Raw genomic sequence first — 26,462 nt, 5'->3', positions numbered from 1 at the left:
GGAAATTCGTAGACTAGAAACAGTGTGCGCGACGCACGCCCGGATCATCCGGTCACAATTCCAGGAGCCCTCGTGTCCATTATTGACAAAATCCTTCGAGCTGGAGAAGGACGTACCTTGCGTCAGCTCGACCGGCTTGCTTCCCAAGTTGATGCTCTTCAAGAAGATTTTGAAGCCCTGAGCGATGAGGAACTGCGCGGTAAAACGGACGAATTCAAGGAGCGCCTCGAAGAAGGCGAAACTCTGGACGACATCCTCGTCGAGGCCTTCGCGACCGTGCGTGAAGCCGCGTGGCGAACCCTGCGTCAGCGCCCCTTCCACGTTCAGGTCATGGGCGGCATTGCCCTGCACCGCGGCAATATTGCCGAAATGAAGACCGGTGAAGGCAAGACTCTGGTTGCCACCATGCCTTCTTATCTGCGTGCGCTCACAGGCAAGGGTGTTCACGTGGTGACCGTGAATGATTACTTGGCTAAGTACCAATCAGATCTCATGGCGCGCGTCTACAACTTCCTGGGAATGACCGTGGGCTGTGTGCTGGTTGGGCAAGAACCCGCCGAACGCCGTGAGCAGTACAACGCAGATATCACCTACGGTACGAATAATGAATTCGGTTTCGACTACCTGCGTGACAACATGGCGCAGCGCCCCGAAGACATGGTCCAGCGTGGACACAACTTCGTCATCGTCGATGAGGTCGACTCGATTTTGATCGACGAGGCGCGTACCCCCTTGATCATTTCTGGCCCGGCCTCGGGTGATGTGAACCGCTGGTACACCGAGTTCGCGCGCATCGCCAATATCCTGGTGCGCGATGAAGACTATGAGGTCGACGAAAAGAAGAAGACTATCGGTGTCTTGGAACCCGGCATCGATAAGGTTGAAGATCAACTTGGCGTTGAAAACCTTTACGAGGCCGCAAACACCCCGCTTATTGGTTTCTTAAACAATGCAATCCGTGCCAAGGAACTCTTCCACCGCGATCGCGATTACATCGTCGACGGGGGAGAGGTCCTCATTGTTGACGAGCACACCGGGCGTGTTCTTCCGGGTCGTCGCTACAACGATGGAATGCACCAGGCCATCGAGGCGAAGGAAGGGGTGCAGATCCAGGCTGAAAATCAGACCCTGGCGACCATTACCCTTCAGAACTACTTCCGTCTCTACCCTGAAGGCTCGCGTTCGGGCATGACCGGTACCGCCGAAACTGAGGCTGCGGAATTCGCATCGACCTACAAGATCGGTGTCATCCCCATTCCGACGAACCGTCCGATGATTCGAAAGGACCAGCCTGACTTGGTCTACCCGACTGAGGCCGGTAAGTTCCGTGCAATCATCGATGACATTGAAGAACGGCACGCGGCTGGCCAGCCTGTCTTGGTTGGTACCGCATCGGTTCAAAAGTCCGAGCTCTTGTCGAAGATGCTCAAGGAACGCAAGATTCCTCACCAGGTCTTGAATGCGAAGCAGCACGCTCACGAAGCTCAGATTGTTGCAATGGCAGGCCGAAAGGGCGCTGTGACCGTTGCGACGAATATGGCTGGTCGTGGTACCGACATCATGCTGGGTGGTAACTCTGAGTTCCTCGCCCAGGCTAACTTGGCAGCTCAGGGTCTCGACCCGAAGACGGACGCAGAAGAATACCGCCGCGCGTGGCCTGAAGCGCTTGCCGAGGCCGAGGCCGCAGTTGAGGCTGAACGCGAAGAAGTTCGCGAGCTCGGTGGCTTGTACGTCCTGGGTTCCGAGCGCCACGAGTCCCGTCGTATTGATAACCAGCTGCGAGGCCGTAGTGGTCGTCAGGGCGATCCCGGTGAGTCGCGCTTCTACCTGTCGATGCAAGACGACCTCATGCGTCTCTTCTCCTCAGGTTTGGCGCAGCGCATCATGGCCTCGGGCGCATACCCCGAAGACATGCCGCTGGAAAACCGTGTGGTGACGCGTTCAATCGCCTCCGCTCAACACCAAGTTGAGGCACGAAACTACGAAATTCGTAAGAACGTCTTGAAGTACGACGATGTGATGACTGATCAGCGTGAACTCATCTACGCTGAACGTCGCCGCGTTCTGGAAGGCGAAGACTTGAAGCCCCAGATGAAGGGCTTCATGGAGTCTTTGGTTTCCGGAATCATTGCGGAGAAGACCAACGGTCTATCGCCTCGTGAATGGAACCTGAAGGAACTGTGGGATACCCTGCGCGGATACTACCCGCCGTCGGTCACCGCCGAAGAGGTTGCAGAGCAATACGGCGGCGTTGGCTCGCTGACGCGCGAGGACCTTATGCGCGAGGTTCTGGGCGATATTCACACGCAGTACGAAGAAGCCGAAGATCAGCTCAATCAAAATCCGCTGGCAATTCAACAATTGGGCGATGAACCCATGCGTACGCTTGAGCGTCGCGTGGTGATTGCAACGGTTGATCGTTTGTGGCGCGAGCACCTCTACGAGATGGATTACCTCAAGGAGGGTATCGGTCTTCGTGCAATGGGTCAGCGTGATCCTCTTGTTGAATACAAGGACGAGGGCGCGCAGATGTTTAACGCGATGATGGACCGCATTCGTGAGGAATCCGTCCAGCAGGTCTTCTCCTATGCACATCAGTTCCAGCTTGCCTATGAACAGGCTCGTGAGCGTGCCGCCACAGAGGAAGTTGTTCAGGAAGGCGACAGTGCTGAAGCCGAGCTCAGTGAAGAAGCCCGTCGTAAGGCCGCGGAAACTGAAGAGCGAGCCATTGAACGTTCAGCTTCTGTTATGGGAGACGTCGGCCAAGAAAAGAGCTCGACTCGCCTGAGCTACTCTTCCGCTGAGGAAGAGGAAGGGACAACTTCCTCTGAGGGAGCCAATCGCGCTCAGCGTCGCGCAGCGAAGAAGCGCAAGAAGCGCTGATTTATCGCTGCGACCGGCCTTTTGATGGCGGCGTGCACCATTAGGTGCACGCCGCCACTGTTTTATCTGCTACTCCTAAAGGACATCCAAGTCGGTGACGATCCATCGATTTTTGAATGTCTGGAGGCGCATGGAAACAACATGGCGACCTTCTCCTTGTGCGACGATCACACATGATTCGACAACTGTGTGCGAGGTCTGGCTAATATGCCACTGCACGGGATGGCATGCTTCTCGTCGAAAGGCGCGTCGATCCCGCTCAACGATCGTCACGAGGCGTTTGTACAGTGGCGGTATCAACCATCGTTGGAGTTGCTGATGCGGGCGAATGTGTAAAAGAACTTCCATAATTCCTCGCGCCAAACCGATCGACCACTGGCATAGATTTGTGATCTCTGGCCTCCTGGGAAGTAAGGGGCTTTCTGTGCTCATGTAGGTTTTCATATTCTCTTGGACGCTGTGCGTTGTATCTCGGCTGAGATCCCAACTGATACGGAAAATATGATCGGCTGGGGGGACGAATACTCGCGAACTTCGTGTCATGGAAATGCTCCTCGAATATCGTGTGGGGATGGGGGACGCTTCGTCATTGAGGCGTTAATTTGGAGTCTTCTCGCATGAAGGCCATGTGTCAATCGACTTTTCGCCCCTCATGGAGGCAGATTGAAAAGCCAACTGAATGTGTGAAGTATGGAAAATATGTCTGCTTTATGTGGGCTGCTCGCGGTTCTTGAGTAGCACGAGTGAACGTCTTGCAGTGGTAGAACATTCATTTTTGCTGCATAAGTATCGATTAAAATTGAGAAAACGTGCAGAGAGTGTTGGGAAAACTTTCAGAAATAGTGTTGTGGATTGCCGGTACTCGCTTGCTCTCATGTTCTACAATCGCGCGATGCTTAAGTAAACACACATAAGAAGACGGGCAGAAACTCTTGTTTCTGCCCGTTTGTTGGAATTAAGAGAAGGACTCTAGGCGCTGTGGCTTAGGCGCGCACGAGATTCTGCATATTGTTCTTGGATAAACTCTTCGAGGACGGATTCTTCAACACGCCACATACGCTTTCCGCCCAATTGGATTGCGGGCAGTTCACCGGAATTGACCAGCGAGCGCGCCGCGGAAAGCGTGATGTTGAGTGTCTCGGCGACCTCGGCGAGAGTGAGGAATCGTTGATTCATGGGTTCTATTTTGCCATTTTTTCTGGCGAATTTGCAGGGGGAGAAGCGCTTAGTTTTGACCTATTTGTGCAGATCGAAAGCGATTAGGCGCCGTGCATTACGGTTGATGTAGGTGTATTAAATTCTCCTTATGTCATTCAAGTCAATTTGCTTTTATTCAGTTTGTTTTAGTCCGTGCTAGTTGGTTTCTGACTGTGTACGGAGTGCAGAGGAAGCGGCATAAGGGACATGGCGCAAAATTGTGCATACACTGGTGCTATGCGCATCTATTACCCCTTCCTGGGAAGCGAACTGGCCCAGGGAAACTTTCCTCCCCGCAATGCCTATTGCGTCCGTCCCGACGCTGGTTTGCACGGCGAAGATTTAGAGGTTGCTGAAGACGATGCGCGTACACTTGCCGCGCTAGACTCACTTGCCCTTCTGCGAGATGAAGAATCGGGTAGTTCCAGCAGATGCATTATTGCTGCTGACATCGAGGGGCTTTCTTGGGAAGAGTACGATGGCGATGTCGCTCAAACCTCCCCGTGCACGCCCGATAGCGACTCGATTGCCGCCTACTTCATTGATCCTCCAGATGCTGCTCCTGCTGTGCGGAAGGTTCTTCGTGCTCAGACACAAGAAGAAGCTGACGAGGCCGTCGCGCAGCTGTGGGAAGAGAGCCTGGAGTGGTACGCGCCCGAAGAACGCGAACTGCTGCTACGCGTGCTGGAGTCGATGAACGAGAAGGCGTAACTGAGCACTGTTATCGCGGCTAAGGGCCTGAGCTAAGCGCGGCTAGGAAGCTCGGATTGAAAGCGTCGAGCCTTCGCCTTCGCGCCACCTCACTTCGATCTGGTCAGGAATCTGTCTGGCCATTTCGTCGACATGACTGATCACACCAATACAACGATCGCTTTCGCGAAGCGCAAGAAGCTGGGACATGACGATGTCGAGGGTGTCCAAGTCCAGGGATCCGAATCCCTCATCGATGAACATGCTTGACAGAGTAATTCCACCGCTTTCAGCCATGACGACATCTGCAAGTCCCAATGCAAGGGCAAGAGAGACATAGAAAGTTTCACCACCCGAGAGCGTGGACGGATTTCGTTCTTCTTCAGACTCATGATCGAGGATAGACAGTCCGAGGCCATTCTTACGCGAACGGGTCGCGTCTGTATCGCTTCGGCGGAGTTCATATCGCCCATGAGATATTTCGGCTAGGCGTGGATTTGCTGCGGCGATGAGCTCTTCAAAACGAGACATGAGAATCCACGAACTTAAGGGAACCTGGTGAAGGCTGGGGCCCGTTCCACTTGCTAGTTCTGCGAGGCGTTGCTTGGGGTATCCGCTTTCAAGGGCAGAAGTCAAAGCTGAAAGAGCATTTTCCACATTGCTCAGTGAACGTTGGATTCCCTGACGATGTGCCTGAATCGAGGCGACGTGATCTGTTGCAGCAAGGAGAGCGTTTTCTGCGTCCTCGAGTGAGGAGGCAATAGCCTGGCAATCAAGCGGAGATTGTCCTTCAAGCCCCTGCAAGCGCTCGGATTCAAGGGCTTGTCGGGTCGCAAATAGATCCTGATCGTACTCCTGGAGGATTGTGGTGCTGGCGCTCAGCTCAGACAAACGGGGGAGTTTGCTCCGCAAGAGCTCGATACCGGTGGAATCCGGACTCAGCCCTGCACCTTCGAGGGCTTCTAGTAGGAAGTCTTGAGTTTCCCTTAGGCGTTGTTCTGCTTGCTGATAGCGTTGAAGCGCTTCACGAGAGCGCTGATGCGCCTGAGTGCTGTCTTCGAGGGAAGAAGTCCACTCTTCGAGTGATGTGTGACCCTGCATGAGCTGAGTAAACACGCTTGTCTCTTCATCGATGCGCAAGAGAAGATCCGTGTTTTCTTGGCGCAGATGAGAGAGTCTCTGCGTTTGTGAGGCCTTGGTGGCGATCAGGTTCTTTTCGCTTTCCTCGCATTCGTCAAGGGATTCTTGAATGGACTGCTGCGAATCTGCGAGTGAACGTAGATCCGCGATCCGTGTCGTGAGTTCGTTAAGCTGGGCTTTCACAGAAGCGCTATCACCTTGAGCTTGTTCATCCAGCGTTGCAATCTGAGCCGAGCAGCTCGAGTACTGAGTAGTAAGTTCGTGGAGACGCTTGTCAGCAGCCGTTGTGGCCTTCTCAAGAGCCTCTAGTTGCTCACGACTCATACTTTCTTCCCCCTCGAAACGAGCGGGCTGGGGATGGGTCGTAGAGCCACAGACGGGGCACGCATCTTCTTCTCGCAGGGTAGACGCAAGCGAAGCTGCGGTTTCACGAAGCCATAGGTCTCGCGCGGCATGTGATCGCTCTCCGCACGTGCGGGCAAGGCGTGTCGCTTCCTGAATATCGCTTTCAAGATGAACGAGCTGCTCGCGGAGATGATCTACCCGTTCCGCAGCCTCAAGGCGCGTGGAAAGCTGATGACAGCTGGCTTCAACATCGTGAAGTACGGAAGCCGCCGTGCGTGCAGCCTCTAGTTTGTCGCGGAGCTGCGCACCTTGCATCTGCACCGATTGGATCTGGAAATCAGCGTCCTCCACAGTCTTTGCGCATTGTTCGTACTGAGTCATGCACTCTTTCTGCTCACCACGGAGGCTCGTCAGTTGAGCCTGCGCCTGCAACGCGTGTGCCAAGGACTCGCGTTGCTCCTGGAGATTACGCTCACGTTCATCAAGAAGAGTATGGAGCTCATCAAGCTGAAGATTCTCAGGGGTGACCTGCAGGGGCGCAAAGCACTCAGAGAGCGCGTAGAAGGCCCGCTCACGTGCATCACGAGCTGAATCATGTTGACGTAGCGGGAGTTCGAGTGGCTGGAGAAGATGAAGCTCTGCGACGCTACTGCGCACAGCATCAATGTCCTGAGCGCGCTCAAGCAACTGATCATGGTGGTCAAGAAGCTGTGCGCGTTCAGTGAGACGCTCATTGAGGTCGCGTGCCTTCGTTAGTTCCGCACTCAGCTGGCGAGACCTCTCTTTTTGTGAGAGACGGGCAGCGTTTGCCTGTTGCGCATCCTCTTCAAGCTGAGCATCTAAGCGAAGGCGAAAATCAGAAAACTCCGTATTGAGAGATGAGCCTGGCGTGAAAGTGTCAAGAGAATCCGCAAGAGTGCGAAGTGTACATGCCCACTCTTGGCCAAGATGAGAATGAGAGACATCATCGAGCAAAGAATCCAATGAGGAACGTGCCTGTTGCCTAGCCTGAACGATTGAATCATGCGCTTCTTTCGCCTGCTCACGGAAGGCATCTTGGAGGCTTTGGAAAAACTGGGTTCCGAAAATGTCACGAAGGATCTCTTCGCGTTCGATGGATTTCGCCGTCAAAAAACGAGCAAATTGCCCCTGAGGGAGAACGACGGTTTGGAGGAATTGGTCTTTCGTCAGTCCGATGAAGGTGGTCATCATCGATTGAGCATCCATGATCGAGCGACTCAAGGGCTCAACCGTTGAAAAACCTGATGGGTCATCCGAATTGCGTACGACGCGCTCAAGAATCAGAGTCGGATTGACCGGGGTGCTCCGTCCTTCTTTTACATACTTTGGTGTTCTGCGAACTCGGTAGATACCCGAGGATACTTCAAAGACAAGGGTGACGAAAGACGGATCATTGGGGCCGCAATATGAAGAACGCAAACGGTTTTTTGCCCCCTCGCTGCCACTTGCCACATCTCCATAGAGCGCGAAAACAATCGCATCGATCAAGGTTGTCTTCCCCGAGCCGGTTGATCCTCGAAGAAGGAAAAGACCCGAATCAGTGAAACGCTCAAAATCGATGTATTGGCGCTGTGCAAAAGGACCGATACCAGACAATTCCAAGGTTAAAAGTTTCATTGCCGTTGGCCTTTCACCGCATCGAGTACGTCACCAACAATTGTCCGCTCGCGCTGCGTCAGAGCCTCTCCTCCTGCTTGCTGGAAGAATTCGGCAAGGGTTGCGTTCATATCCACTGTTTCGAGTTGGATACGTGGTGCCCGTAGAGGAGAAACATGCGCGGGGGAATGAAGAATAGAGAGTGCATGAGGATAAACAGCACGAAGACGGGCGACCATTTCCTGAGGCCGTGAATCATCCGTTACCGTCAGGGACACATATGCCTGCGGCGGAGTTTTCTTTGCGCCTTCGAGCAAAGACTCCATCGAACCTCGCAAAACAACAAGAGGGTGCGCGGTGGGAATATCGATGAGGGAAACGTCCACGGCCTTGTTCCCCTCCGCGCCGAGCGTATCAATCACGACCGCGCTCTTATCTCCGGGCGCTTCCGAGAAAGAGTAAGCGATAGGAGAACCGGAATAGCGCATAGGGACGTGGGAAGCTGAAACTTCTTGGGGACGATGCAGGTGCCCGAGGGCAACGTAGCTCAGGCCTGGTTCAGGCAGTACTTTTGCTCCGCCGAAAGTTTCGAAAGTTTGGGCCGAGACGGAAGCGACTCCGCCTACTTCAATATTGCGTTCGGAATCGGAGGGAACTGCCCCCACGATGAAAGCGTGAGCCATCACGATGGCAGGACGCATGTCTCCGGAATTTCGCCGAGCCAATAGATCATTGCCAATGCGACGAAGCGCAGCATCCATCACCGCCTGATGGGTTCGTTCGAGAGCTTCGTTATCATCGGAGAGCTCTGTCCGAACTAAGTCCGGCTCAAGGTAGGGGATGGGGTAGACCAATACTCCCGGATCATCGTTTTTACCTGCGTATTCGCGAGCCTTACCAACCTCTTCCACACTTGCGCAGACTTGAACCTTGCCACGTAAAAACTGCGAATAGACACCGAGACGACCTGCTGAATCATGATTTCCGGGAGTCAACAGGACCTGTGTGACTGAAGAAAGATCGCGGAGAAGGTCCATCACTTCATTGAGTTGAGAAACCGCAGGGATCGCACGATCGTACACATCGCCGCAGACAAGGACTAGGTCGATCTCATGTTTCCTGACTGCGTCAAGAAGCCAGTGACAAAATGCGGCGCGAGAATCACCCAAATCTTGGCCGTGGAGATTACGGCCAAAATGCCAGTCTGAGGTGTGAAGAATACGCATGTGCTTAGTATGACCTGCTCCACCTGCAACTGCGTGCAGTTTGAACTCTAACGGGCAGCTTTCGACACTTTCATTGCGCCAGCGACCGCGTCCAGGAGCCGGCGAACCGAAGCCACCCGGGAGGAACGCCGCCTGCGCTCCTGATCCGCGGCCTCGTCAGTGGAAGAAATAACGAAAGGATCCTTACCCTGCGCCCAAGCATCGAGGGCGCAGGAAGTTGCGTCTTTAAGGTGCGTACACAGCGGCAAACACCAGTGCGAGGCCTCGGCGACGTCGGGGAAAACTCCCAGTACATCATCGATGTCAACATGTCCCAAACCAAAGGACCGCACACCCGGGGTGTCGACGATCCACCCTCCACCAGGAAGCTCAAAGGCGCGCGAAGACGTCGAGGTGTGCCGACCTCGTCCAGTCACTTGATTTACAACACCCACTACGCGTTCGGCTTGGGGGATCAAAGCATTGATCAGTGTTGATTTCCCGACGCCGGAATGGCCGACCAAAACGGAGAAATGACCGGCGAGGATTTCTTTGAGCTCATCGAGGCCTTGGCAGCCTGCCTCAACTGAGGTGACGACCGTCGTGACATCAAAGTCAGCGTAGGCTTCCAAAAACTCGGTAGCAGGAGCAAGATCGGCCTTGGTCAGGCACAAGACGGCACGCATTCCAGCTTCGTGAGCGGCAACAAGGCAACGGTCGATCATCCCCATTCGAGGGGGCGGATCAGCCAAAGCCGTCACAATCACCATGATCTGAGCGTTGGCGACGATAATTTTCTCGCCCTTTTGATCCGGTGCGTCCTCGAGAGAACGGCGGAGAACGCTGCTGCGCTCATCCGTGGCGACGATTCGCGCAAGGGTATCGACGCGGCCGCTCAAATCTCCAGTGAGGCGAACCCGGTCTCCTACGACGACGCTGCCCTTCTTGAGCTCGCGGGCTAAGACTGCGCGAAGGTCTAGGCCCTCATAGCGAACAAGGTAACGACCGCGGTCAATGCCAATTACCTGCCCGATTGGCTTATTGCCCCAATCGGGTCGGACCTTAGTTCGCGGCCGCGAACGCTTTGAGGGACGAACTTTTACGCGGGGATCGTCAGTTCCAATATCGCGTCTAGACATTGTCGTCACTCTCTGCGCACATGCGTGCCCACATCGATTCAAACCCGGGGAGGGTCTTGGATGTACAGGAAATATCGTCAACGCTGACCCCGTCAACAACCAAGCCAACAATCGCGGCGAAAGTTGCCATCCTGTGGTCCGCGAAGGACCGCAGATGGGCACCGTGAAGGGCAGTGGGGGTGATCCGCAGCCCGTCTGGGAGCTGTTCGATTGAACCGCCCAGAGCGCTGACTGACTGAGCGATTGCGTCCAGACGGTCGGTTTCATGTCCACGCAGATGGGCGATGCCGGTTAGTGTCGAGGGACTTGACGCAAAAAGAAGGAGGGCCGCAAGGGTTGGAACCATCTCACCCATGGCCGACATATCGCGTTCAATTCCGGGGAAACTCCCCGGTCCGCCCCCGCGCACTGTCAGCTCGCTGCTTCCCTGTTCGTTTGTTTCCAGAGAAGTTTCAATACCGATCTCAGCGAAAAGAGACGGCCACTGTGCGCCGGGCTGGGTTGATGCAAGCGGCCAGTTAGGGATTGTGACGCTTCCCGCGCTGAGTATTCCCGCGCATAGGAAGGGACCCGCATTCGAAAGATCCGCTTCGATTGCGATTTCCGAGGCCGTGGGCGCTCCCGCATCGACCTTCCATTCGCGATCGCCCAATCGCATCCATGAAAGGCCAACTTCTTGCATCATTTCCAGGGTCATTTCGATGTGGGGCAAAGAAATGAGAGGAGCATTGCTTCGAATAATCGCTCCACCGATAAGAGGGGCAATAAGAAGCATCGCAGAGAAAAACTGCGAGGAAGCGGAAGCATCAACAATGATCGGCGATGATGGAGGCGTGAGCGGGCCGGAAATCGTGAAAGGAAGATGTCCCTTTTCACCGTGGTAAATCAGTGAGGCTCCCAGGCCTTCGAGGACATCTAAGAGAGGAGCAAGCGGGCGCACATATGCCTGCTCGTCTCCATCGAAGCGCGTGGGAGTGGAAGAAAGGGCAGCTAAGGGCGGGAGGAAACGCATGACGGTTCCCGCAAGCCCGCAGTCGATAACTCGCTCAGAAGAAGGGGAATCTGAAGAAATCGGGGTGACCCGTGCACAAGAGTCGCCCAGCATCTCGATCTGAGCGCCAAGAGTTCGCAGCGCTTGGGCAAAAAGATCAGTATCGCGAGAGCGAAGAACGCCCTCAATCACACATGGTTGGCGATCGATCGCAGCGAGGTAGAGCGCACGTGCGGTCTGTGATTTGGAGCCGGGGATTGAAACCTTCGCATGGATAGGGGAGCGAAGTCGAGGAGCACACCACGAGCTCACTGGGCGGCGCCTGAGGAATGTGCTCCGCGAGTGGAGGCAGCCTCGATGAGCTGATTGCGACGCCAAGAATAGCTGGGCCGTCCGTTCCGATCGAGGCTTGCGAAGAATAATCCCGCACAATTGGCAAGCTTCAGACGAAGCGAGGCAGGCTGTTCATGATTGATGACGGCCATGGGAAGCGCAATGGCCGTTAAGACCGCAGCACAGGTACGAGGCGCTTTACCCAAGGCGAAGGCTCCCGCTGCGAGGAGAGTAACGCAGGCGCTGATTCGCGCGCTGCGGGAGAGATAAGGATCAATATCCTCAATGTTGCCTCGCTCTTCGATGCGCGAAAAAACGGGGCGGAGTGCGTCGAGCTTGGCGACGTGACGATCCGGATGAATCAGGGCATCGATTGCATCGAGAGCGAGGGGAGCGGCAAGGAGAGGACGGGCAATACCACGCAGAAGAGACATGACTCCATTGTGTCAAAAAAAGTCGTTTGGCACCCTGTGCTCGGCAGAAAATTCGTGTAAATACCTGTACTGAATCGAAACGGAGGGAATAATCATCAGCTTGCGGCGTTGAAGTGGGTATGAAACTTGATGAGGAAGTGGCAAGACGAGGGAAAACGCGGTGCCGCCCCGCTTTCGCGCGTCCACTTTCGCATCCGAGGCATTCGCGATTAGCCTTGACATCAATGAGCGAATTACATGACACTCGTGAGCCTGCACCGCAGGAGTTGAGTCAGGAGGACCGGGACCGTTTGTTTGCCGAACAGGCGATTCCCCTCATTGATCAACTCTTTGGCGCAGCCTTAGGAATGACGCGAAATCGTGCTGATGCGGAAGACCTTGTGCAGGAAACTTTTATGAAGGCCTACACGAAGTTTCATCAGTATCAGCAAGGAACCAATATCAAAGCTTGGCTCTACAGAATCTTGACCAACACCTACATCACCCACTACCGCAAGGCGCAGCGTTCCCCTAAACGCAGTGGCGGTGAAGAGGTTGAGGACTGGCAGCTTGCCGCTGCTGCTTCTCACGATGAGAAGGGTCTTGTTTCTGCGGAAGCAGAGGCCTTGGATAACATTCCTTCCTCCCAGCTGCGAACTGCATTGGAGTCACTGTCGGAAGACCAACGTGTTGTCGTCCTTCTGTCTGATGTAGAGGGTTTTGCGTATAAAGAGATCGCAGACATGCTGGATATCCCGATCGGGACTGTCATGTCCAGGCTTCATCGAGGACGCAAGAATCTACGCGAAGGCCTGTCAGCACTCGCGGCTGAATATGGAATCGGGGAGAACCATGCAGATTGACGATAAGCGCGCATGTCGTGAGCTACACGAACACCTTTTTGAAGTGATTGACTTCCTCGACCGCGAGGAATGCCGCGACTATATTTCCGCTGAATGCTTGAAGAGCCCGGAGTTTCGCGAGCAACTGCTTGACCATATTTCTCGCTGCAAGCACTGCCAGGATTCGATGTACACCGAGCGCTTCGTCCGCTCTCTCCTTGCGCGTTGCTATTGCGACCAAGCCCCTCAATCCTTGCGCGAGCGCATCATTGCACAGACCTACGTTGAGGTAACGTGGAGCTCCACTAAATCGTGAATTTCGACTCTGTGGGCGCGCTCTGTTTGGAGATTAGCCTCGGGTGTGAAAAACTGTGCAGGTTGGATATCTCAGTTTTTAGAGGAGACGACAATGTCGAAGAGGGGTCGTAAGCGTCGCGATCGTCGTAAGCACGGCGCGAACCACGGCAAGCGTCCTAACGCCTGAGCCGAATACGTTGCGCGCCCGGACCGGATGGTCCGGGCGCGTTTTGTATGCGCGTTGTTTACGCGTTTTGTTTGCACTGCTGGCGGGAACCAGGTGCGGTTGCGCGAGGCGCGCGTGACGCGAGGGGCGCGCGGGTACGGGACCAGGTGTGTGCCGTGTCTGGGGTGTGCGCCGCTGGAATTGCGTTCCTACAGCACTGGACAACGGTGTGCTCATAGGCTGCCGATCATGCTTGTGCCGCGCGCATGCGGATATATTGTGTGTGCTGGGGCGGTGCTGAGGACGCTCGCGGTGGCGTGGGTAACCCGTTTGTGGGTGGTGTCAATCCACGGCCGTCGTTCCTATCCGCGTAGTAGGTTCGTCCGATGGGCTCTCGCCAGATTCCGGCGGCGAGCAGATACGGCTTTCAGCCACCGGTACCTACCACCACTGGTGTTTCCTCCCGATAGTCACGATGAACACTCGCAGTGAGAAACGAACCCCTCTCGCGGCGTACCCTAGTACGTGCTGGCGCGAGGGGGTGTCCCGGTGCGTGCACACTGATTCGTCGAAACGAAAGAGGCTACATGTCCCTCCAGATGCGCGTTGTTCACTTATGTATGGGGCTTGTGCCTCCGTTGCTACAGAGCGAGACAGCGACTGAGCAGATGGCGCTCCACACCCCACATCCCGCCCCGATGCCTGCACGCATGCGAGGACGTTTCACGGCGACGTGCGACAAAGGCATAACCCGCGTGTTCCCGAAGCAGGGCATGCGCTCGGGCGGTGTACTCATCTATCTGCATGGTGGAGCGTATGCGGCCCCGATGGTCGCTGTTCAGTGGGGTATCGTCGAGGGCCTCATTGACCGCACTGGGCTGCCCGTCATCATCCCCGATTATCCGCTCGCCCCCAACCACACTGCGGCGGAAGCGTTCGACTTCGTCCAGCCCATCATCGACGAGGCCCAGGCTGAGTTCGGCCGCGTCATCATCTTCGGCGACTCGGCGGGTGGCGGCCTGGCGCTGTCCCTCGCCATGCAGCGACGCGACGTGGGTGCGCGTCAGCTGGACGGCCTCGTCCTGTACGCGCCGTGGGTGGATGTCACCATGACGAACCCGGCGATCGAGGACGTGCAGCGCCGCGACCGGGTTCTGCGTGTGCCCGGGCTGGCATGGGCGGGCCGCGCGTGGGCTGGCGACCTGGATCCGGCCGATTGGCGCGTCAGCCCCCTGTACGGTGACCCGTCGGGACTGCCGCCGATGCGTATTTTCCAGGGCGACGCGGACATCGTTGGCCCCGACGTGATCGGGTTCGCGCGCAAGGCCGCTCGCGCTGGCGTGGACGTGCGCCTGCGCGTGGAACCGGATGGCTTCCACGTGTATGTCCTGGGCGTTCCGATCATTCCCGAGGCCGAGGCCGCCCTCGACCACAGCGCGCGCTTCATCTCGGGGATCCTCACCCAAGCGTGAGACGACCCGTTTCACGCGTCGTTTCACGGCTTCGTTGATCGAGGACGACGGTTGCAGGCAACCCCGCGTTGCCCGGTGCCGATACGACTAGTCGAGGCTCGCAGACCAGGGGTCGGCTGGGCGAGGGAGGCGCACGCGATCGCGGCAATCAGGCCGATGACGCAGTAAGCGGCTACCCACACGAGCCGCCAGTAGCCGAAGTGCACGTACCTGCCGATTGACGTGAAACCGTAAGCGATGATGCTAAAGACAACGGCGACGACGAATGCGAGCAGGTTTGCGCGCGTTGAAAGCCCCCGCGGCAGGCACTCGATCGTCGACGAGGCCGGGGGCGGTTGACGGGACCGGGCGGGGGAGAGGTGAGGTACTGGTTGCTCATGGTCTCACTGACGTGTGTGGGATGGACGAGGCCGGGGCGCGTTCGCGTCACGCCTCACGGATAGCCTTCATGATCCCACTGCGCGGGTAGTAGTCGACGGCAAAAGTCTCTTGGGGGAGAGACGTGAATGACGTGGGTACACACATTCCTCCTGTGCTCACACGTCCGCCGGGGTCGCTCCCGTCCACTCAAACCAACCCTGGTGCAGGACAAGCCAAGCCATGAGTGCATAGCCGGACTGTCCAGGCATCGAAGCGCCGCGAGCAGAACGAACAGCAGAAGAAGCCATATCCTCAAACCACTGATCGTGTGCAACAAGGGGAGTGAAGGTATCGACAAAGGGAATATCCCTGCGCTCGCACACCTGCTGACACGACAAGGAAACTTCCTTCACCGCGCTGGATTGGACTCCCGCAAGAGGAGGCGGGCCAACAACCATCGAGGGAATACCGAGCGTCGAAGCTCGGTCGGTGATGTTTGCAAGATTCAGCCGAGAGCGCGGCGTTGAAATACCCGCGGGAATATCTGCGCAACCAACGGCAATAATGAGCGCACAGGGTTCATCGGGCGCAAGACGATAGCTCACTTCGTTTTCCCACCGAGAGGCAAGCTGCGTTGTCGTTTCCCCGGGAACAGCCAAAGTCATGACGGTCGGAGGGGAAGGGAAGTGCGAGCGCGCCAAAACGCGCCCGACCCAGCCCAGGCCTCGGGGATCACCCATTGGGGTAATCAGCTCATCGCCAATCACACAAATACGCATCTGCGTGCCCCCTTCTTAGGAAAAAGCTCGACGCAAGATATCCGCAGCCTGCTCACGGTGCAAGCTTGCGCGTCCAGCAGCGGTTGTTGCGCTCTCCGGACGGGACACAAGCGCTGGAGCGATTCCCAGCTCAGGGAACAAGTTCAGAGCAAAGTAGGGCCAAGCACCCTGGTTCTTCGGCTCGTCCTGGACCCAGACCACTTGGGCGTTCGGGTACGTGGCAAGAGCCTTGCGAAGCTCATCGACGGGGAGGGGATAGAGCTGCTCGACGCGAATAATCGCCGTATTCCACGCGCCTCGCTCCGCGCGTTCGTGGATGAGGTCGTAGTAAACGCGGCCAGAACACACGAGAACCTTTGTCACCTCGTGGGTGCTCACCCGAGAATCAACTTCGGAGTAGACCGGAGTGAAGGACCCCGAGGTGAATTCTTCGATGGAGGAAGACGCGGCGGGAAGACGCAGGAGCTGCTTGGGAGTGAAGGCGATCAGAGGCTTACGAGGCCGCTTGTAGGCCTGTGTGCGCAGCATATGGAAGTGGTTCGCCGGGGTTGAGGGCTGAACAATCCACATGTTGTCCTCTGCTGCCAGCTGGAGGAAACGCTCGATCCTGGCCGACGAATGGTCAGGGCCTTGTCCTTCCTGGCCGTGCGGCAAGAGCATGACCAGAGAAGAGCGCTGCCCCCACTTCGTTTCTGCCGAAGAAACGAACTCATCGATGATTGTTTGCGCGCCGATCGCAAAGTCACCGAATTGTGCTTCCCACAGGACCAATGCCTCGGGGCGCTCGATGGAATACCCGTATTCGTAGGCAAGAACTGCATACTCCGACAGAGGCGAATCGAAGACATCGAAGTGGGCTTGATCGGGAGTAAGGAAGTGCAATGGAGTGAATTCGCGCCCGTCATTGTGGTCGTGGAGGACCGCGTGGCGTTGAACAAAGGTCGCGCGGCGTGCATCTTCACCGGAAAGGCGAATCGGCGTGCCCTCCATGAGTAGCGAGCCGAAAGCTAAGAGCTCTGCGAAACCCCAGTCGATCGAATCGTGGCCGGAAGCCATTTCATAACGCTTGTGGCACAGCTTCTCGATCTTCGGATGGACTGCAAAATCCGGTGGGAAGTTCACATAAGCTTCGCCGATACGGCTCAGCGTTTCGGCACTCACAGCGGAAGTCCAACCGATCATCATTCCCGCACCGGGCAGCTGGCTTTCGGGAACCTGCCACTGATCGTCTTCATCCTCGCTGCGATTTTGCGGAGACCAGCCGTGCTCGCGGGTGTGATCCAAGATCTCACTGAGTTCGGCTTCGTAAGCGCGAATGGACTCGCGCGCGTCTTCTTCGGTGAGCTGGCCACGTCCCACAAGGTTGCGGATATAAACCTCACGGGTAGAAGGCAACTTGGAGATCAGCGAGTACATGACCGGCTGGGTCATCGAAGGATCATCGCCCTCGTTGTGACCACGCCTGCGGTAGCACACCAAATCGATGAGAACATCCTTGTGGAAAGCCTCGCGATAAGCCAAGGCCAAAGCGCCCACGCGCACGACTGCTTCGGGGTCATCGGCGTTGACGTGGAAGATGGGGATCTGCAGGCCCTTTGCCAGGTCCGTCGGATAGCGCGAAGAACGACCCGAAGCCGGTCCCGTCGTGAAACCAATCTGGTTATTCACGATAATGTGAATAGTTCCGCCGGTCTTGTATCCGGTCAACTGGGACATATTGAGGGTTTCTTGAACCACGCCTTGTCCGATGAAAGCCGCGTCACCGTGGATCAACAGGGGAACAATGGGCAGATCGGGATCGCCCAAAACATCCTGCTTTGCACGCACGATTCCTTCGAGCACTCCATCGGCGGCTTCAAGATGAGAGGGGTTAGCCGCCAAGGACACCTTGGTCGCAACTCCAGGCTCAGCTGAATACACTCCCTCAGTTCCCAAGTGGTACTTGACATCTCCCGCGCCCTGAACGGTTCGCGGATCCTGATTTCCTTCAAACTCGGAGAAGATCTGGGCATAGCTCTTGCCCGCAAGATTCGCCAACACATTCAAGCGCCCGCGGTGGGCCATCGCAATCGCAACCTCGTGGATTCCGCGACGTGCAGACTGGCTCAAGATCTCATCGAGAAGAGGAATCAAAGATTCGCCGCCTTCAAGAGAGAATCGCTTTTGCCCCAGATACTTGGTCTGCAAGAACTCTTCGAATGCTTCAGCGTGAATTAGGGTCGAAAGAATGCGGCGTTGCTCCTGGGAAGAAGGAGCTTTGAAAGGTCCCTCAATGCGTTCTTGCACCCAGTGGCGCTGCTGCGGATCTTGGATATGCATGTATTCGATACCAATGGATCGAATGTAGGTATCGTGCAAGCGCGACAAAAGATCGCGAAGAAGCATCTGCTCCGTTCCGCCAAAGCCTCCGGTCGGGAAAGAACGGTCCAGATCCCACACGGTTAAGCCATAACTGGTCAGGTCCAGATCGGGGTGACGGCGCACGCGGTACGCCAGGGGATCGGTATCGGCCGCGAGATGACCGCGCGAGCGGTAGGCGTGGATGAGCTCAGCGATACGCGCAGGCTTGCCCTTCTCGCGTTCCAAGTCGTACTCGAAGTCTGCTTCCCACACGTAGGGCTGGATAGGAATATGCAGAGCCGTAAAGACGCGTTCGTAGAAACCATCGCGACCCGACAGCTTAATGTCCACGAGACGGAGGAATTCACCGGAAGCAGCACCTTGGATGACGCGGTGATCATAGGTCGACGAGACGAACATCGTCTTGCCAATTCCCATGAGAGCAAGTTTGCGCGGGGAGACTCCAGCGAACTCGGCTGGATAATCCATTGCCCCCACACCGATAATCAGCCCCTGGCCACTCATCAAACGCGGAACCGAGGTCGTGGTGCCGATGGTGCCCGGATTCGTCAGGGTGACAGTGGCACCCTGATAATCCTCAGCCGTAAGTTCGCCCTTCTTTGCCCGAGTGATAATGCCCTGATAGGCGTCAACAAATTGCGTGAAAGTCAAGGTATCAGCATCGTGGATAACCGGAACAACCAGACGGCGTTCGCCACCGTGCTGGATATCGATCGCCAAGCCAAATCCCACGTGTGCCAGTTCTTCAACCGCGGCTTTACCGTCTTGAAGAACATAGCGAACATTCAACTGTGGCATCTCGGAGAGCGCCTCGACGATGGCGTATCCAATGAGATGCGTGAAGGAGACCTTGCCGCCAACGGTGCGCTGCAAGTGAGAGTTCACAACCGCGCGGTTCTCGATCAGGATCTTTGCGGCAATCTGGCGCTGAGAAGTCGCAGTTGGGACGCTCAGTGATTCGTCCATATTGCGTGCGGTTGCACGTGCGATTCCTTTGAGGACACGGATATCGTCTTCAGTTTCCGTGCTCATTGAACGCGAGGCTGGCGTCTGCGTAGCGCGGTGGCGTCGTGCATAGGGCGACGAGGCCTCGCTCGCCTGAGCGGGGGGAGCGGGAGGAAGATCGGAGCGGGTCACGAGAACTTCGGGCTGCTCGGTTGCGGGATTGTCTGCCTGGGCGGCAAGGGCAGCCTCGGCGCTAACAACTGCGGTTGGTTGCGTCGGGAGAGGAGCCTGCGGACGATGAAGCTGGGTGGGGACAGCGTCTCCCTCAAAGTAGGCGCGCCACGAGGCGTCGACGCTGTGGGGATCGGCCAACCACTGCTGGCGCATTTGTTGAACCCATTCTGGTGAACGTGGGGATTCCACCACAGCTGTACCATCCTTTTTCTGAACACTGCTATGTGACTTTAGACAACAGTTTAGGCCCTAGGGCCGTGAATGCCTCACCTGCAACGGGCCTTTCTCACACTTCGAAGAACTCCAACTACCGATAGACTGGAGGAATCATGGAAAGTGACAGTTGTTGCTCTGATCAAAGTCTGATGCGTCAATACCGCCTCGATGCGGGAGGCCAACGTGCTTCTTGATATCGCAATGCTCCTTTTAGGAGTCATCCTCACGGCGGGTACTTTTGTCTTTGTTTCCGCAGAATTCTCTCTTGTCGCACTTGACCAAGCCGTCGTTGAAAGCCGAGCTGCGGCCGGAGACGCTCGTGCTCGCCAAGTTTCCACCGCGATTAAAAATCTGTCGACGCAGCTGTCCGGCGCACAAGTCGGGATCACGCTGACGACAATTCTTTTGGGTTATACGACGCAGTCTGCACTCGCGGATATGCTGAGTGCGGCCGGGGTAGGACTTGGCTTATCGACGGCGGTTTCTTCTGCCGTTGGAGTCGCTGTTGCGGCGGTTTTGATCAATGTTCTCTCCATGGTTTTTGGAGAGCTTGTTCCAAAGAATCTCGCTCTTGCGCACCCCCTTAAGACTGCGGGACGGATCGTCCCCTTTAATTCCCTGTTCACCGTTGTGTTCAAACCGGTGATTACGGTTCTCAATGCGTCAGCCAACGGCATATTGCACCTGATGGGTGTTGAGCCTCAAGAAGAGCTTTCTTCTGCGCGCTCCGCCTCGGAGCTTGCCGCGATGGTTCGTCACTCGGCTCAAGAGGGAACTCTGGATACCTCGACGGCATCGCTGTTCACGAACTCGATCCGAATCAGCGAATTGAATGCGGCGGACGTGATGACGGACCGTGGCCTTCTCCATACGATTCCTGAAGATGCAGTGGCTTCCGATGTTGTCCGTGCGGCCCACGAAACCGGGCATTCGCGTTTCCCGGTGATCGGAGAAGACCGGGATGACATCATCGGTTTCGTTTCTTTGCGTCGAGCAGTCGCTGTTCCTTTCGAGAAACGCGATGAAGTTCCCGTGATTTCGTCTTCCTTGCTTGCCGAGGCCCCGCGCGTGCCTGAGACCCTTGACTTGGGCACACTGCTTGTTCAGTTGCGCGAAGAAGGTCTCCAGATGGCCGTCGTCGTTGATGAATACGGTGGTGTGTCGGGAATCGTCACCCTTGAAGATGTCGTCGAAGAAATTGTTGGCGATGTCGCGGACGAGCATGATCAGCGTCGCTTGGGTATTCGTCAGCGTCCCGATGGAAGTCTTTTGGTACCCGGACGATTGCGCATCGACGAACTCGCGCAGCGAACGAAAATTTTCCTTCCCGATGATGGTCCCTATGACACTCTCGCCGGTCTGATCATGACCGAGCTTGGAACGATTCCACAGGTAGGAGACCGCTGCGAAGTCGCAGGCGCCAGCTTAGAAGTCATCCAGATGACGGGGCGACGAGTCATGCAGGTGAGCATCATTCCTCCCGCGCGTGAAAGCGAAGGGGAGGTGCTCTTGTGAACGCCACTTTCGCCGTGATCGTGACCTGCATTCTTCTTGCACTCAATGCGTTCTTTGTCGCGGGCGAGTTTGCGACTACCTCATCTCGTCGTTCGCAGATCGAACCCTTGGCTGAAGAAGGAGTTCGTGGTTCGAAGTACGCGCTTTTCGCGCTCGAGCACGTCTCTTTGATGCTGGCGATCTGTCAGTTGGGCGTGACGGTAGCGTCTACCTCCCTTGGTGTGGTCGCAGAACCCACTTTCGCCTCGTTAATCGAAGGACCAATGCAGCAGTGGGGACTGCCGCACTCGTGGGTACACGTCGTCGGATTTACCTTCTCCCTCGCGCTGGTCCTGTTCTTGCATGTTGTCTTCGGTGAGATGGTGCCGAAGAACCTCTCAATTGCAAACCCACAGCGCCTACTCCTCGTGCTGGCACCAATTTTGGTCAATATTGGACACGTCATCAGTCCAGTGATTCACGGCATGGATCACCTGGCGAATTGGTTCTTGCGCATTGCCGGAGTTGAACCGAAATCAGAAATCTCGGCGACTTTCACCGTCGAAGAGATGGCAACAATCGTTGAACACTCCCAACAAGAGGGAATGATTGACGACGACCTGGGTCTGCTCTCAGGAACCCTTGAGTTCTCGACAGAGAACGCCTCCGATGTCATGGTTCCCTTGGAAGAACTCATTATTTTGGATGAGTCCACTACGCCGGATCAGGTTGAAAAAGAAGTTGCCCGCACTGGGTTTTCGCGTTTCCCTGTTGCGGACGCTCAGGGAGTGCTCAAGGGCTATATTCACCTTAAAGATGTCCTTTATGCCGATGAAACAGAGCGTTTTGAGCCCATCACCTCGTGGCGTATCCGCAAGATGGAGGCGGTGCCGATGGACGCAGAAGTTGAAGACGCTCTTCGACATATGCAACGCGCCGGTGCGCACCTTGCCGAAGTCATGGGTGCAGACGGAACGGTTACAGGGGTTCTCTTCCTTGAAGATATTCTTGAACGACTAGTTGGTGAGGTCCGCGACGCCCTCCAGAAGGACACTCTTCCTGGAAACTATCGTTCCTGAGGTGAGCAGTAGGACACAAGTAACTGCGATCCGGCTTTTTATTTGGGATGATGGAAGAACTATGACACCTGAAGCACCGAAGTTCCCGACGCGTCGAGAGCGTGCCCACGAGCGCGCTCATGACGCGCGCATTCACGGTGCCCCCGTATCTTCTGTCGCCCAGGCCTCGCCCGCCAAACGATCAAAGTTTGGTGCTGTTATCGTGCGTTCGGGCGTTCTTCTTGCACTTGGTGCAATGACAATTGCGGTCCCCTTGAGTGGTTTTTTGCGTCCGGATGTGTCGATTTCGATACCCTCTCGAGAATTTGGTGTCGCCGCTGGTTCCCAGTCCTGGGCAACTGATACCAACGCAGTCACGCTCTCTTCCGGTCTTAACGCCCAGGTTGATCCGGCCTCGCGTTCACGAGTTCGTTCGCCTCTTGCCGCTCAGTGTTTGAGTAGTGACGGCGCTGCCGATGGAACTCGAACGCTCACTAAAGCTGACACGCTCTATTGGCCGCTTCAGCAGGGGACCTATCAGGTGACCTCGCCTTTCTCGATGCGTATTTCTCCCGTCTCCGGAACCCTGCTCATGCATGAAGGCACGGATATGGCTGCCCCCCTTGGAACACCGATCTACGCTGTGTATCCCGGGGAGGTCATCGAGGTCTCCGAGAATTCACGTTCCGGTGCTCTCATCACTATGCGCCATACCCTCAGCGATGGAACCGTTTTCTATTCTGCTTACCTGCATCAATACATGAAAGACATCAAGGTCAAGGTTGGCCAGCAGGTCAATGCGGGTGAACAGATCGGTGCAGTTGGCTCGAATGGATGGTCAACGGGACCGCACCTTCACTTCGAGATCCATAACTCGAAGAATGAACCGGTTGATCCGGAAAAGTGGATGGTCGAGCACAAGGCCATCTTTATCGGCAAGGAGTGCTGACAATGTATCGGGTTCTCGGTGAAGGCCCTCTGATTCTTGCGCATCGTGGCGGGGGCGCCGAAGCTCCCGAAAATACGCCGGAAGCTTTTCAAGCTCTACGTGATATTCAGGTTTTCCACGTTGAGACTGACGCGCACCTGAGTGCAGATGGCCAAGTGGTTCTTAATCATGATCCTAAAGTGGATCGCACCTACCCAGCCAAGGGCGAGATCCGCCAGATGCCCTGGTCGCAGTTGGAACAGTTGCGCGGGGTAGATGGCGGTCGAATGATCCGCTTGGCAGATGCTCTTGAGAGTTTCCCCGACATGTATTTCAACGTTGACGCCAAGAGCGCTGAAGTCGCGCTTCCTTTGCTTGACGTTGTGCGTGAGCACGAGGCCCTGGGCAGGGTTCTCATCGCTTCTTTTGATGAGTCACGTCTTCGCCTTCTTCGCTCCCGTGAACCGCGCTTGGTCACCTCACTGGGGGTTGCCGCGGTGACGAGGCTCGTTGCCGCGTCCCAGCTCGCCCAGCCTGCTACACGTTTGCACGTTCCGGGTCCTCTTGAAGGGGTATGGGCAGTTCAGGTTCCGGAAAAGATGGGTGTAATCCGCGTGGTCGATCGCCGTTTCGTTGCGACTGCACACGCCTTGGGTTGTGCCGTGCACGTGTGGACGGTCAATGAAGAGTCACAAATGCATCGCCTCCTCGACCTGGGGGTCGACGGCCTCATTACTGATCACCCGACCCTCGCTCGTCGGGTATTGGAAGAGCGAGGCCAATGGGTCCCGATCGCGCCAGCAAACGCAGAATAAATAATTGAGGCGTGGCCCCGAGAAAGGGGACCACGCCTCAAAGTTTTGCGACTTGGACTAGATATCGATTCCTTGAGTGCGCGTTGCCAATTCGATAGTACGAGCACGCGCGATTCGCCAGAGTGAAATTCCCACCAGCACGACGCCCAAAACGATACCTGCGATGCGCACCCAGCCACTGCCAATGAAAATCATTGCCATTGCTGCGAGCTCGGGAACAAGCAGCATGAAGGAATCAACAATGTAGCGACCGAAGCTGGGCATTTCAACGCCATCGGCCTCGGCAACAGACTTAACCATGAAGTTCGGACCATTTCCGATGTAAGTGATAGCACCGCACAGAACCGCGCCCAAAGAGATCGGGATCAGGTAAGTCTCGGGAACTCCGGCAATGAGCGTTCCATCCCCACCCAGGGTCTTTGCCATTCCGAAGAAGGTCATGTAGGTCGGAGCGTTGTCCAAGACCGAGGACAAAGAACCAGTGAAGACGAAGAAAGTTCCGCGGTTCAAGGGGAGCGAAGGAGCAACCTCTTCGAGGACGCGCAGGGCGGGGGCCATCGTGGCGAAAATGCCGATGAAGAGGGCCGCGACCTCGGCAATGGGGGACCACTGGAAGGCATTTTCCTCATAGCGGACCTTCTTGTTTCCGATGGTCAGTGACAGACCAGCCGCAAGCAACATGACGATCTCGCGCCATGGAACCAACTCACTTCCGTGCGCATGGCCTTCGATGATGGCCTCGGCATCCCACGAAGGTAGGAAAGCAACGGAGCAGATAATCGCTGTGAAGAACAGGAGATTAATCGCGCCGTGCAAGCGCAGAGGTTCGATGTCCTCGTTGTCCTCTTCGATGGCCACCTTGGGTTCGCTTGCGTAGTACAGGCGATCAAGCGAGTAGTACGACAAAAGAAGGATCGCCAAGACGAAGGCCCATTCTTTCCACAGGTTAAGGGTCCACGTGAAGGGGACACCGTTCAAGAAACCAAGGAAGAGCGGCGGGTCGCCAAGGGGAGTGAGTAAACCACCGCAGTTTGCGACGATGAAGATCGTGAAGAGGACGGTGTGGACCTTGTTTACTCGCTCGCGGTTCGTTGCAAGGAGAGGGCGGATGAGCAGCATCGCTGCGCCGGTTGTGCCGATAAAGGACGCAAGAACGCCGCCGATTGCAAGGAAGAGCGTGTTGTTGCGAGGAGTTGCTCGGATATCACCCGCGAGGTGGATGCCGCCCGATACTACGTAGAGCGAGAACAGCAAGCAGATGAATTGGAAATACTCAATTCCCGTGTCAATGAGCGGAGCGCTTCCGGCCTTCCAGAACATCCAGGCGCTCGTCGGGACCGCTAAGACCAGTGCAACCGTCAGCTGGCTGGAATTGCGTTCCCACCAGTGCGAGGTTGCAGGGATTAACGGCAAAACAGCGATGCAAGCGAGCATCGCGACGAATGGAATAAGTGACCACAAGGGGTATTCCAAGGCAACTCCTTGACGTAAAAGCTATGCGGCAACATGCCATATTCATCCTAGGACATGCGTGCATCGGCGGCAGTGAGTGTCTTTGCATACGGTTATGGGGCATCCATCACGCGTAAAATTGAGGTGTACAAGGAGGAGGGATGTCACAGGCAACGCGAAATGCCCTGATCCTGATGAGTGCGGGGCTCTTCGCTGGTTTTCTTTCGGGAATGTTTGGGATCGGCGGCGGGACGGTCATTGTCCCTGCGCTCATGGCGGTCGGGTTTTCCCAGCGTCAGGCCTCGGCTTCAAGTCTTCTTGCGATTGTTCCTACGTGTTTGTCGGGAGTCATCTCCTACTCGTGGTCGGGGCGCATTGCTTGGGTTCCGGCATTGCTAATGATGATTGGAATGCTCCTTGGCGTGCAGGGAGGAACCTGGCTGCTCGCTCGTATGCGTGAAGTGACCCTGCGCTGGTGCTTCGTCGCATTCATCCTGACGCTGATCGCGCTTCAAGTCCTCTACGTTCCCGCACGTGAGGGAGTTTTGACCCTTAATCCTGCTGTCGCCTGCGCTTTGGTCGCGATCGGCGGTCTCTGCGGTTTCCTCGCGGGGCTACTTGGGATCGGTGGGGGAGCAGTTGCAGTACCGGGGCTCACTTTGCTTGGAATGTCTGACCTGGGCGCGCGCGGGGTCTCTATGGTCGTCATGCTCCCGGGTGCGCTGAGCGGTACCTTCACGAATTATCGCCGAGGCCTCCTGCGCTTGGGGCCAGCACTGACGGTGGGCGTCGCTGCGGTATGCGCAGTTCCAGCGGGAGCATGGTGCGCCTCGGTGTTGTCTCCGCGTGTGGATGCTCTGCTTTTTGCAGCATGGTTCGCAGTGCTTCTAGTGCGCTCAATTATTGCGGCGCGAAAAGTGCCCCGAACAGGATTCGAACCTGCGACCTTTCGCTCCGGAGGCGAACGCTCTATCCACTGAGCTATCGGGGCAACCACGTCAGTTTATCAGTCTTTAGCCCCAGCTCAAACGCTAGTCTTTAAGGCGGGGTACCCCCTATCATGTAGGGGTTCGCTGTCCTCACAATCGAA

20 protein-coding genes, 1 tRNA gene and 1 pseudogene are annotated in these 26,462 nt (G+C 56.2%); 11 read left to right on the top strand and 11 right to left on the bottom strand.

What is annotated here, in order from left to right; all coding sequences use genetic code 11:
• Positions 1-72 precede the first annotated feature (72 nt).
• The gene (secA, locus tag ACWNMW_RS00695; protein WP_449489700.1) at positions 73-2,883 is read left to right on the top strand and encodes a preprotein translocase subunit SecA; all 2,811 of its coding nucleotides are present in this window, start codon (positions 73-75) and stop codon (positions 2,881-2,883) included.
• 75 nt (positions 2,884-2,958) lie between these two features.
• Here secA and ACWNMW_RS00690 read toward each other — a convergent pair whose 3' ends face one another.
• Positions 2,959-3,315, bottom strand: coding sequence for an Rv3235 family protein (locus ACWNMW_RS00690; protein WP_449489699.1), 357 nt, complete (start codon positions 3,313-3,315; stop codon positions 2,959-2,961).
• Positions 3,316-3,852: 537 nt separating this feature from the next.
• Positions 3,853-4,059 (bottom strand): helix-turn-helix domain-containing protein, encoded by a 207-nt coding sequence (locus ACWNMW_RS00685; protein ID WP_034502850.1) that lies wholly within the window; start codon positions 4,057-4,059, stop codon positions 3,853-3,855.
• Between the two features lie 258 nt (positions 4,060-4,317).
• Between ACWNMW_RS00685 and ACWNMW_RS00680 the strand changes: the two genes are divergently transcribed.
• On the top strand, positions 4,318-4,791 hold the full coding sequence (locus ACWNMW_RS00680; RefSeq protein ID WP_449489698.1) for a DUF6912 family protein: 474 nt from the start codon (positions 4,318-4,320) through the stop codon (positions 4,789-4,791).
• Positions 4,792-4,833: 42 nt separating this feature from the next.
• Here the strand turns inward: ACWNMW_RS00680 and ACWNMW_RS00675 are convergent, their stop codons facing one another.
• From ACWNMW_RS00675 to ACWNMW_RS00655, 5 genes are read right to left on the bottom strand one after another with little or no spacing between them, the layout of a single operon-like run.
• Entirely contained in the window at positions 4,834-7,893 is a 3,060-nt protein-coding gene (locus ACWNMW_RS00675; RefSeq protein WP_449489697.1) for an AAA family ATPase, read from the bottom strand.
• Positions 7,890-9,098: an exonuclease SbcCD subunit D gene (locus ACWNMW_RS00670; protein WP_449489696.1), complete on the bottom strand. Its 1,209-nt coding sequence runs from the start codon at positions 9,096-9,098 to the stop codon at positions 7,890-7,892. Before ACWNMW_RS00670 ends, ACWNMW_RS00675 begins: the two co-directional genes overlap by 4 nt.
• Before the next feature lie 47 nt (positions 9,099-9,145).
• Positions 9,146-10,216 carry a ribosome small subunit-dependent GTPase A gene (gene rsgA, locus ACWNMW_RS00665; protein ID WP_449489695.1) on the bottom strand — a complete coding sequence of 357 codons (1,071 nt, stop codon included), beginning with the start codon at positions 10,214-10,216 and terminating at the stop codon, positions 9,146-9,148.
• The gene (gene aroA, locus ACWNMW_RS00660; protein ID WP_449489694.1) at positions 10,209-11,519 is read right to left on the bottom strand and encodes a 3-phosphoshikimate 1-carboxyvinyltransferase; all 1,311 of its coding nucleotides are present in this window, start codon (positions 11,517-11,519) and stop codon (positions 10,209-10,211) included. Before aroA ends, rsgA begins: the two co-directional genes overlap by 8 nt.
• A complete protein-coding gene (locus tag ACWNMW_RS00655) occupies positions 11,516-11,974 on the bottom strand; it encodes a hypothetical protein (protein ID WP_449489693.1) in 459 nt (152 codons plus the stop codon). Before ACWNMW_RS00655 ends, aroA begins: the two co-directional genes overlap by 4 nt.
• A gap of 224 nt (positions 11,975-12,198) precedes the next feature.
• On the opposite strand from ACWNMW_RS00655, the gene ACWNMW_RS00650 reads away from it, so the two are divergent.
• The 4 genes from ACWNMW_RS00650 to ACWNMW_RS00635 all read left to right on the top strand — a co-directional run bounded on the left by ACWNMW_RS00650 (position 12,199) and on the right by ACWNMW_RS00635 (position 14,730).
• Positions 12,199-12,816 (top strand): sigma-70 family RNA polymerase sigma factor, encoded by a 618-nt coding sequence (locus ACWNMW_RS00650; protein WP_449489692.1) that lies wholly within the window; start codon positions 12,199-12,201, stop codon positions 12,814-12,816.
• Positions 12,806-13,111 carry a hypothetical protein gene (locus ACWNMW_RS00645; protein ID WP_449489691.1) on the top strand — a complete coding sequence of 102 codons (306 nt, stop codon included), beginning with the start codon at positions 12,806-12,808 and terminating at the stop codon, positions 13,109-13,111. Before ACWNMW_RS00650 ends, ACWNMW_RS00645 begins: the two co-directional genes overlap by 11 nt.
• A gap of 93 nt (positions 13,112-13,204) precedes the next feature.
• Positions 13,205-13,279 carry a 50S ribosomal protein bL37 gene (locus ACWNMW_RS00640; protein WP_106406425.1) on the top strand — a complete coding sequence of 25 codons (75 nt, stop codon included), beginning with the start codon at positions 13,205-13,207 and terminating at the stop codon, positions 13,277-13,279.
• Between the two features lie 566 nt (positions 13,280-13,845).
• Positions 13,846-14,730 (top strand): alpha/beta hydrolase, encoded by an 885-nt coding sequence (locus ACWNMW_RS00635; RefSeq protein WP_449489690.1) that lies wholly within the window; start codon positions 13,846-13,848, stop codon positions 14,728-14,730.
• Between the two features lie 536 nt (positions 14,731-15,266).
• Here the strand turns inward: ACWNMW_RS00635 and ACWNMW_RS00630 are convergent.
• Positions 15,267-15,869 carry a GDSL-type esterase/lipase family protein gene (locus ACWNMW_RS00630; protein WP_072455463.1) on the bottom strand — a complete coding sequence of 201 codons (603 nt, stop codon included), beginning with the start codon at positions 15,867-15,869 and terminating at the stop codon, positions 15,267-15,269.
• A 15-nt stretch (positions 15,870-15,884) separates the two neighbouring features.
• Positions 15,885-19,601, bottom strand: a complete 3,717-nt coding sequence (locus tag ACWNMW_RS00625) for a multifunctional oxoglutarate decarboxylase/oxoglutarate dehydrogenase thiamine pyrophosphate-binding subunit/dihydrolipoyllysine-residue succinyltransferase subunit (protein WP_449489689.1) — start codon at positions 19,599-19,601, stop codon at positions 15,885-15,887.
• A gap of 225 nt (positions 19,602-19,826) precedes the next feature.
• On the opposite strand from ACWNMW_RS00625, the gene ACWNMW_RS00620 reads away from it, so the two are divergent.
• The 4 genes from ACWNMW_RS00620 to ACWNMW_RS00605 all read left to right on the top strand — a co-directional run bounded on the left by ACWNMW_RS00620 (position 19,827) and on the right by ACWNMW_RS00605 (position 23,920).
• Positions 19,827-21,140 (top strand): hemolysin family protein, encoded by a 1,314-nt coding sequence (locus tag ACWNMW_RS00620; RefSeq protein WP_449489973.1) that lies wholly within the window; start codon positions 19,827-19,829, stop codon positions 21,138-21,140.
• Positions 21,137-22,198 carry a hemolysin family protein gene (locus ACWNMW_RS00615; protein WP_295893906.1) on the top strand — a complete coding sequence of 354 codons (1,062 nt, stop codon included), beginning with the start codon at positions 21,137-21,139 and terminating at the stop codon, positions 22,196-22,198. Before ACWNMW_RS00620 ends, ACWNMW_RS00615 begins: the two co-directional genes overlap by 4 nt.
• 61 nt (positions 22,199-22,259) lie before the next feature.
• The gene (locus tag ACWNMW_RS00610) at positions 22,260-23,126 is read left to right on the top strand and encodes a M23 family metallopeptidase (protein ID WP_314212338.1); all 867 of its coding nucleotides are present in this window, start codon (positions 22,260-22,262) and stop codon (positions 23,124-23,126) included.
• 2 nt (positions 23,127-23,128) lie between these two features.
• Entirely contained in the window at positions 23,129-23,920 is a 792-nt protein-coding gene (locus ACWNMW_RS00605) for a glycerophosphodiester phosphodiesterase family protein (RefSeq protein ID WP_449489688.1), read from the top strand.
• A 57-nt stretch (positions 23,921-23,977) separates the two neighbouring features.
• Here the strand turns inward: ACWNMW_RS00605 and ACWNMW_RS00600 are convergent, their stop codons facing one another.
• Complete coding sequence (locus ACWNMW_RS00600; protein ID WP_449489687.1) at positions 23,978-25,393, bottom strand: sodium:proton antiporter; 1,416 nt, start codon at positions 25,391-25,393, stop codon at positions 23,978-23,980.
• A gap of 140 nt (positions 25,394-25,533) precedes the next feature.
• On the opposite strand from ACWNMW_RS00600, the pseudogene ACWNMW_RS00595 reads away from it, so the two are divergent.
• A pseudogene (locus ACWNMW_RS00595) lies at positions 25,534-26,250 on the top strand (sulfite exporter TauE/SafE family protein); the annotation flags it as partial.
• A gap of 40 nt (positions 26,251-26,290) precedes the next feature.
• On the opposite strand, the gene ACWNMW_RS00590 reads toward ACWNMW_RS00595, so the two are convergent.
• Positions 26,291-26,363, bottom strand: a tRNA-Arg gene (locus tag ACWNMW_RS00590).
• Positions 26,364-26,462: the final 99 nt, after the last annotated feature.

Source organism: Actinomyces sp. Marseille-QA0893 (assembly GCF_976954355.1).
The sequence above is the reverse complement of the archived record's forward strand: the minus strand, read 5'-3'. Positions and strand labels throughout refer to the sequence as shown.

What these genes read in the sequence shown, in the direction of transcription:
- ACWNMW_RS00690 (WP_449489699.1), bottom strand. Translation starts at nt 3,315, where the DNA reads ATGAGCACAGAAAGCCCCTTACTTCCCAGGAGGCCAGAGATCACAAAT.
- ACWNMW_RS00685 (WP_034502850.1), bottom strand. Translation starts at nt 4,059, where the DNA reads ATGAATCAACGATTCCTCACTCTCGCCGAGGTCGCCGAGACACTCAAC.
- ACWNMW_RS00680 (WP_449489698.1), top strand. Translation starts at nt 4,318, where the DNA reads ATGCGCATCTATTACCCCTTCCTGGGAAGCGAACTGGCCCAGGGAAAC.
- ACWNMW_RS00675 (WP_449489697.1), bottom strand. Translation starts at nt 7,893, where the DNA reads ATGAAACTTTTAACCTTGGAATTGTCTGGTATCGGTCCTTTTGCACAG.
- ACWNMW_RS00670 (WP_449489696.1), bottom strand. Translation starts at nt 9,098, where the DNA reads ATGCGTATTCTTCACACCTCAGACTGGCATTTTGGCCGTAATCTCCAC.
- rsgA (WP_449489695.1), bottom strand. Translation starts at nt 10,216, where the DNA reads ATGTCTAGACGCGATATTGGAACTGACGATCCCCGCGTAAAAGTTCGT.
- ACWNMW_RS00655 (WP_449489693.1), bottom strand. Translation starts at nt 11,974, where the DNA reads ATGTCTCTTCTGCGTGGTATTGCCCGTCCTCTCCTTGCCGCTCCCCTC.
- ACWNMW_RS00650 (WP_449489692.1), top strand. Translation starts at nt 12,199, where the DNA reads ATGAGCGAATTACATGACACTCGTGAGCCTGCACCGCAGGAGTTGAGT.
- ACWNMW_RS00645 (WP_449489691.1), top strand. Translation starts at nt 12,806, where the DNA reads ATGCAGATTGACGATAAGCGCGCATGTCGTGAGCTACACGAACACCTT.
- ACWNMW_RS00635 (WP_449489690.1), top strand. Translation starts at nt 13,846, where the DNA reads ATGTCCCTCCAGATGCGCGTTGTTCACTTATGTATGGGGCTTGTGCCT.
- ACWNMW_RS00630 (WP_072455463.1), bottom strand. Translation starts at nt 15,869, where the DNA reads ATGCGTATTTGTGTGATTGGCGATGAGCTGATTACCCCAATGGGTGAT.
- ACWNMW_RS00620 (WP_449489973.1), top strand. Translation starts at nt 19,827, where the DNA reads ATGCTCCTTTTAGGAGTCATCCTCACGGCGGGTACTTTTGTCTTTGTT.
- ACWNMW_RS00610 (WP_314212338.1), top strand. Translation starts at nt 22,260, where the DNA reads ATGACACCTGAAGCACCGAAGTTCCCGACGCGTCGAGAGCGTGCCCAC.
- ACWNMW_RS00605 (WP_449489688.1), top strand. Translation starts at nt 23,129, where the DNA reads ATGTATCGGGTTCTCGGTGAAGGCCCTCTGATTCTTGCGCATCGTGGC.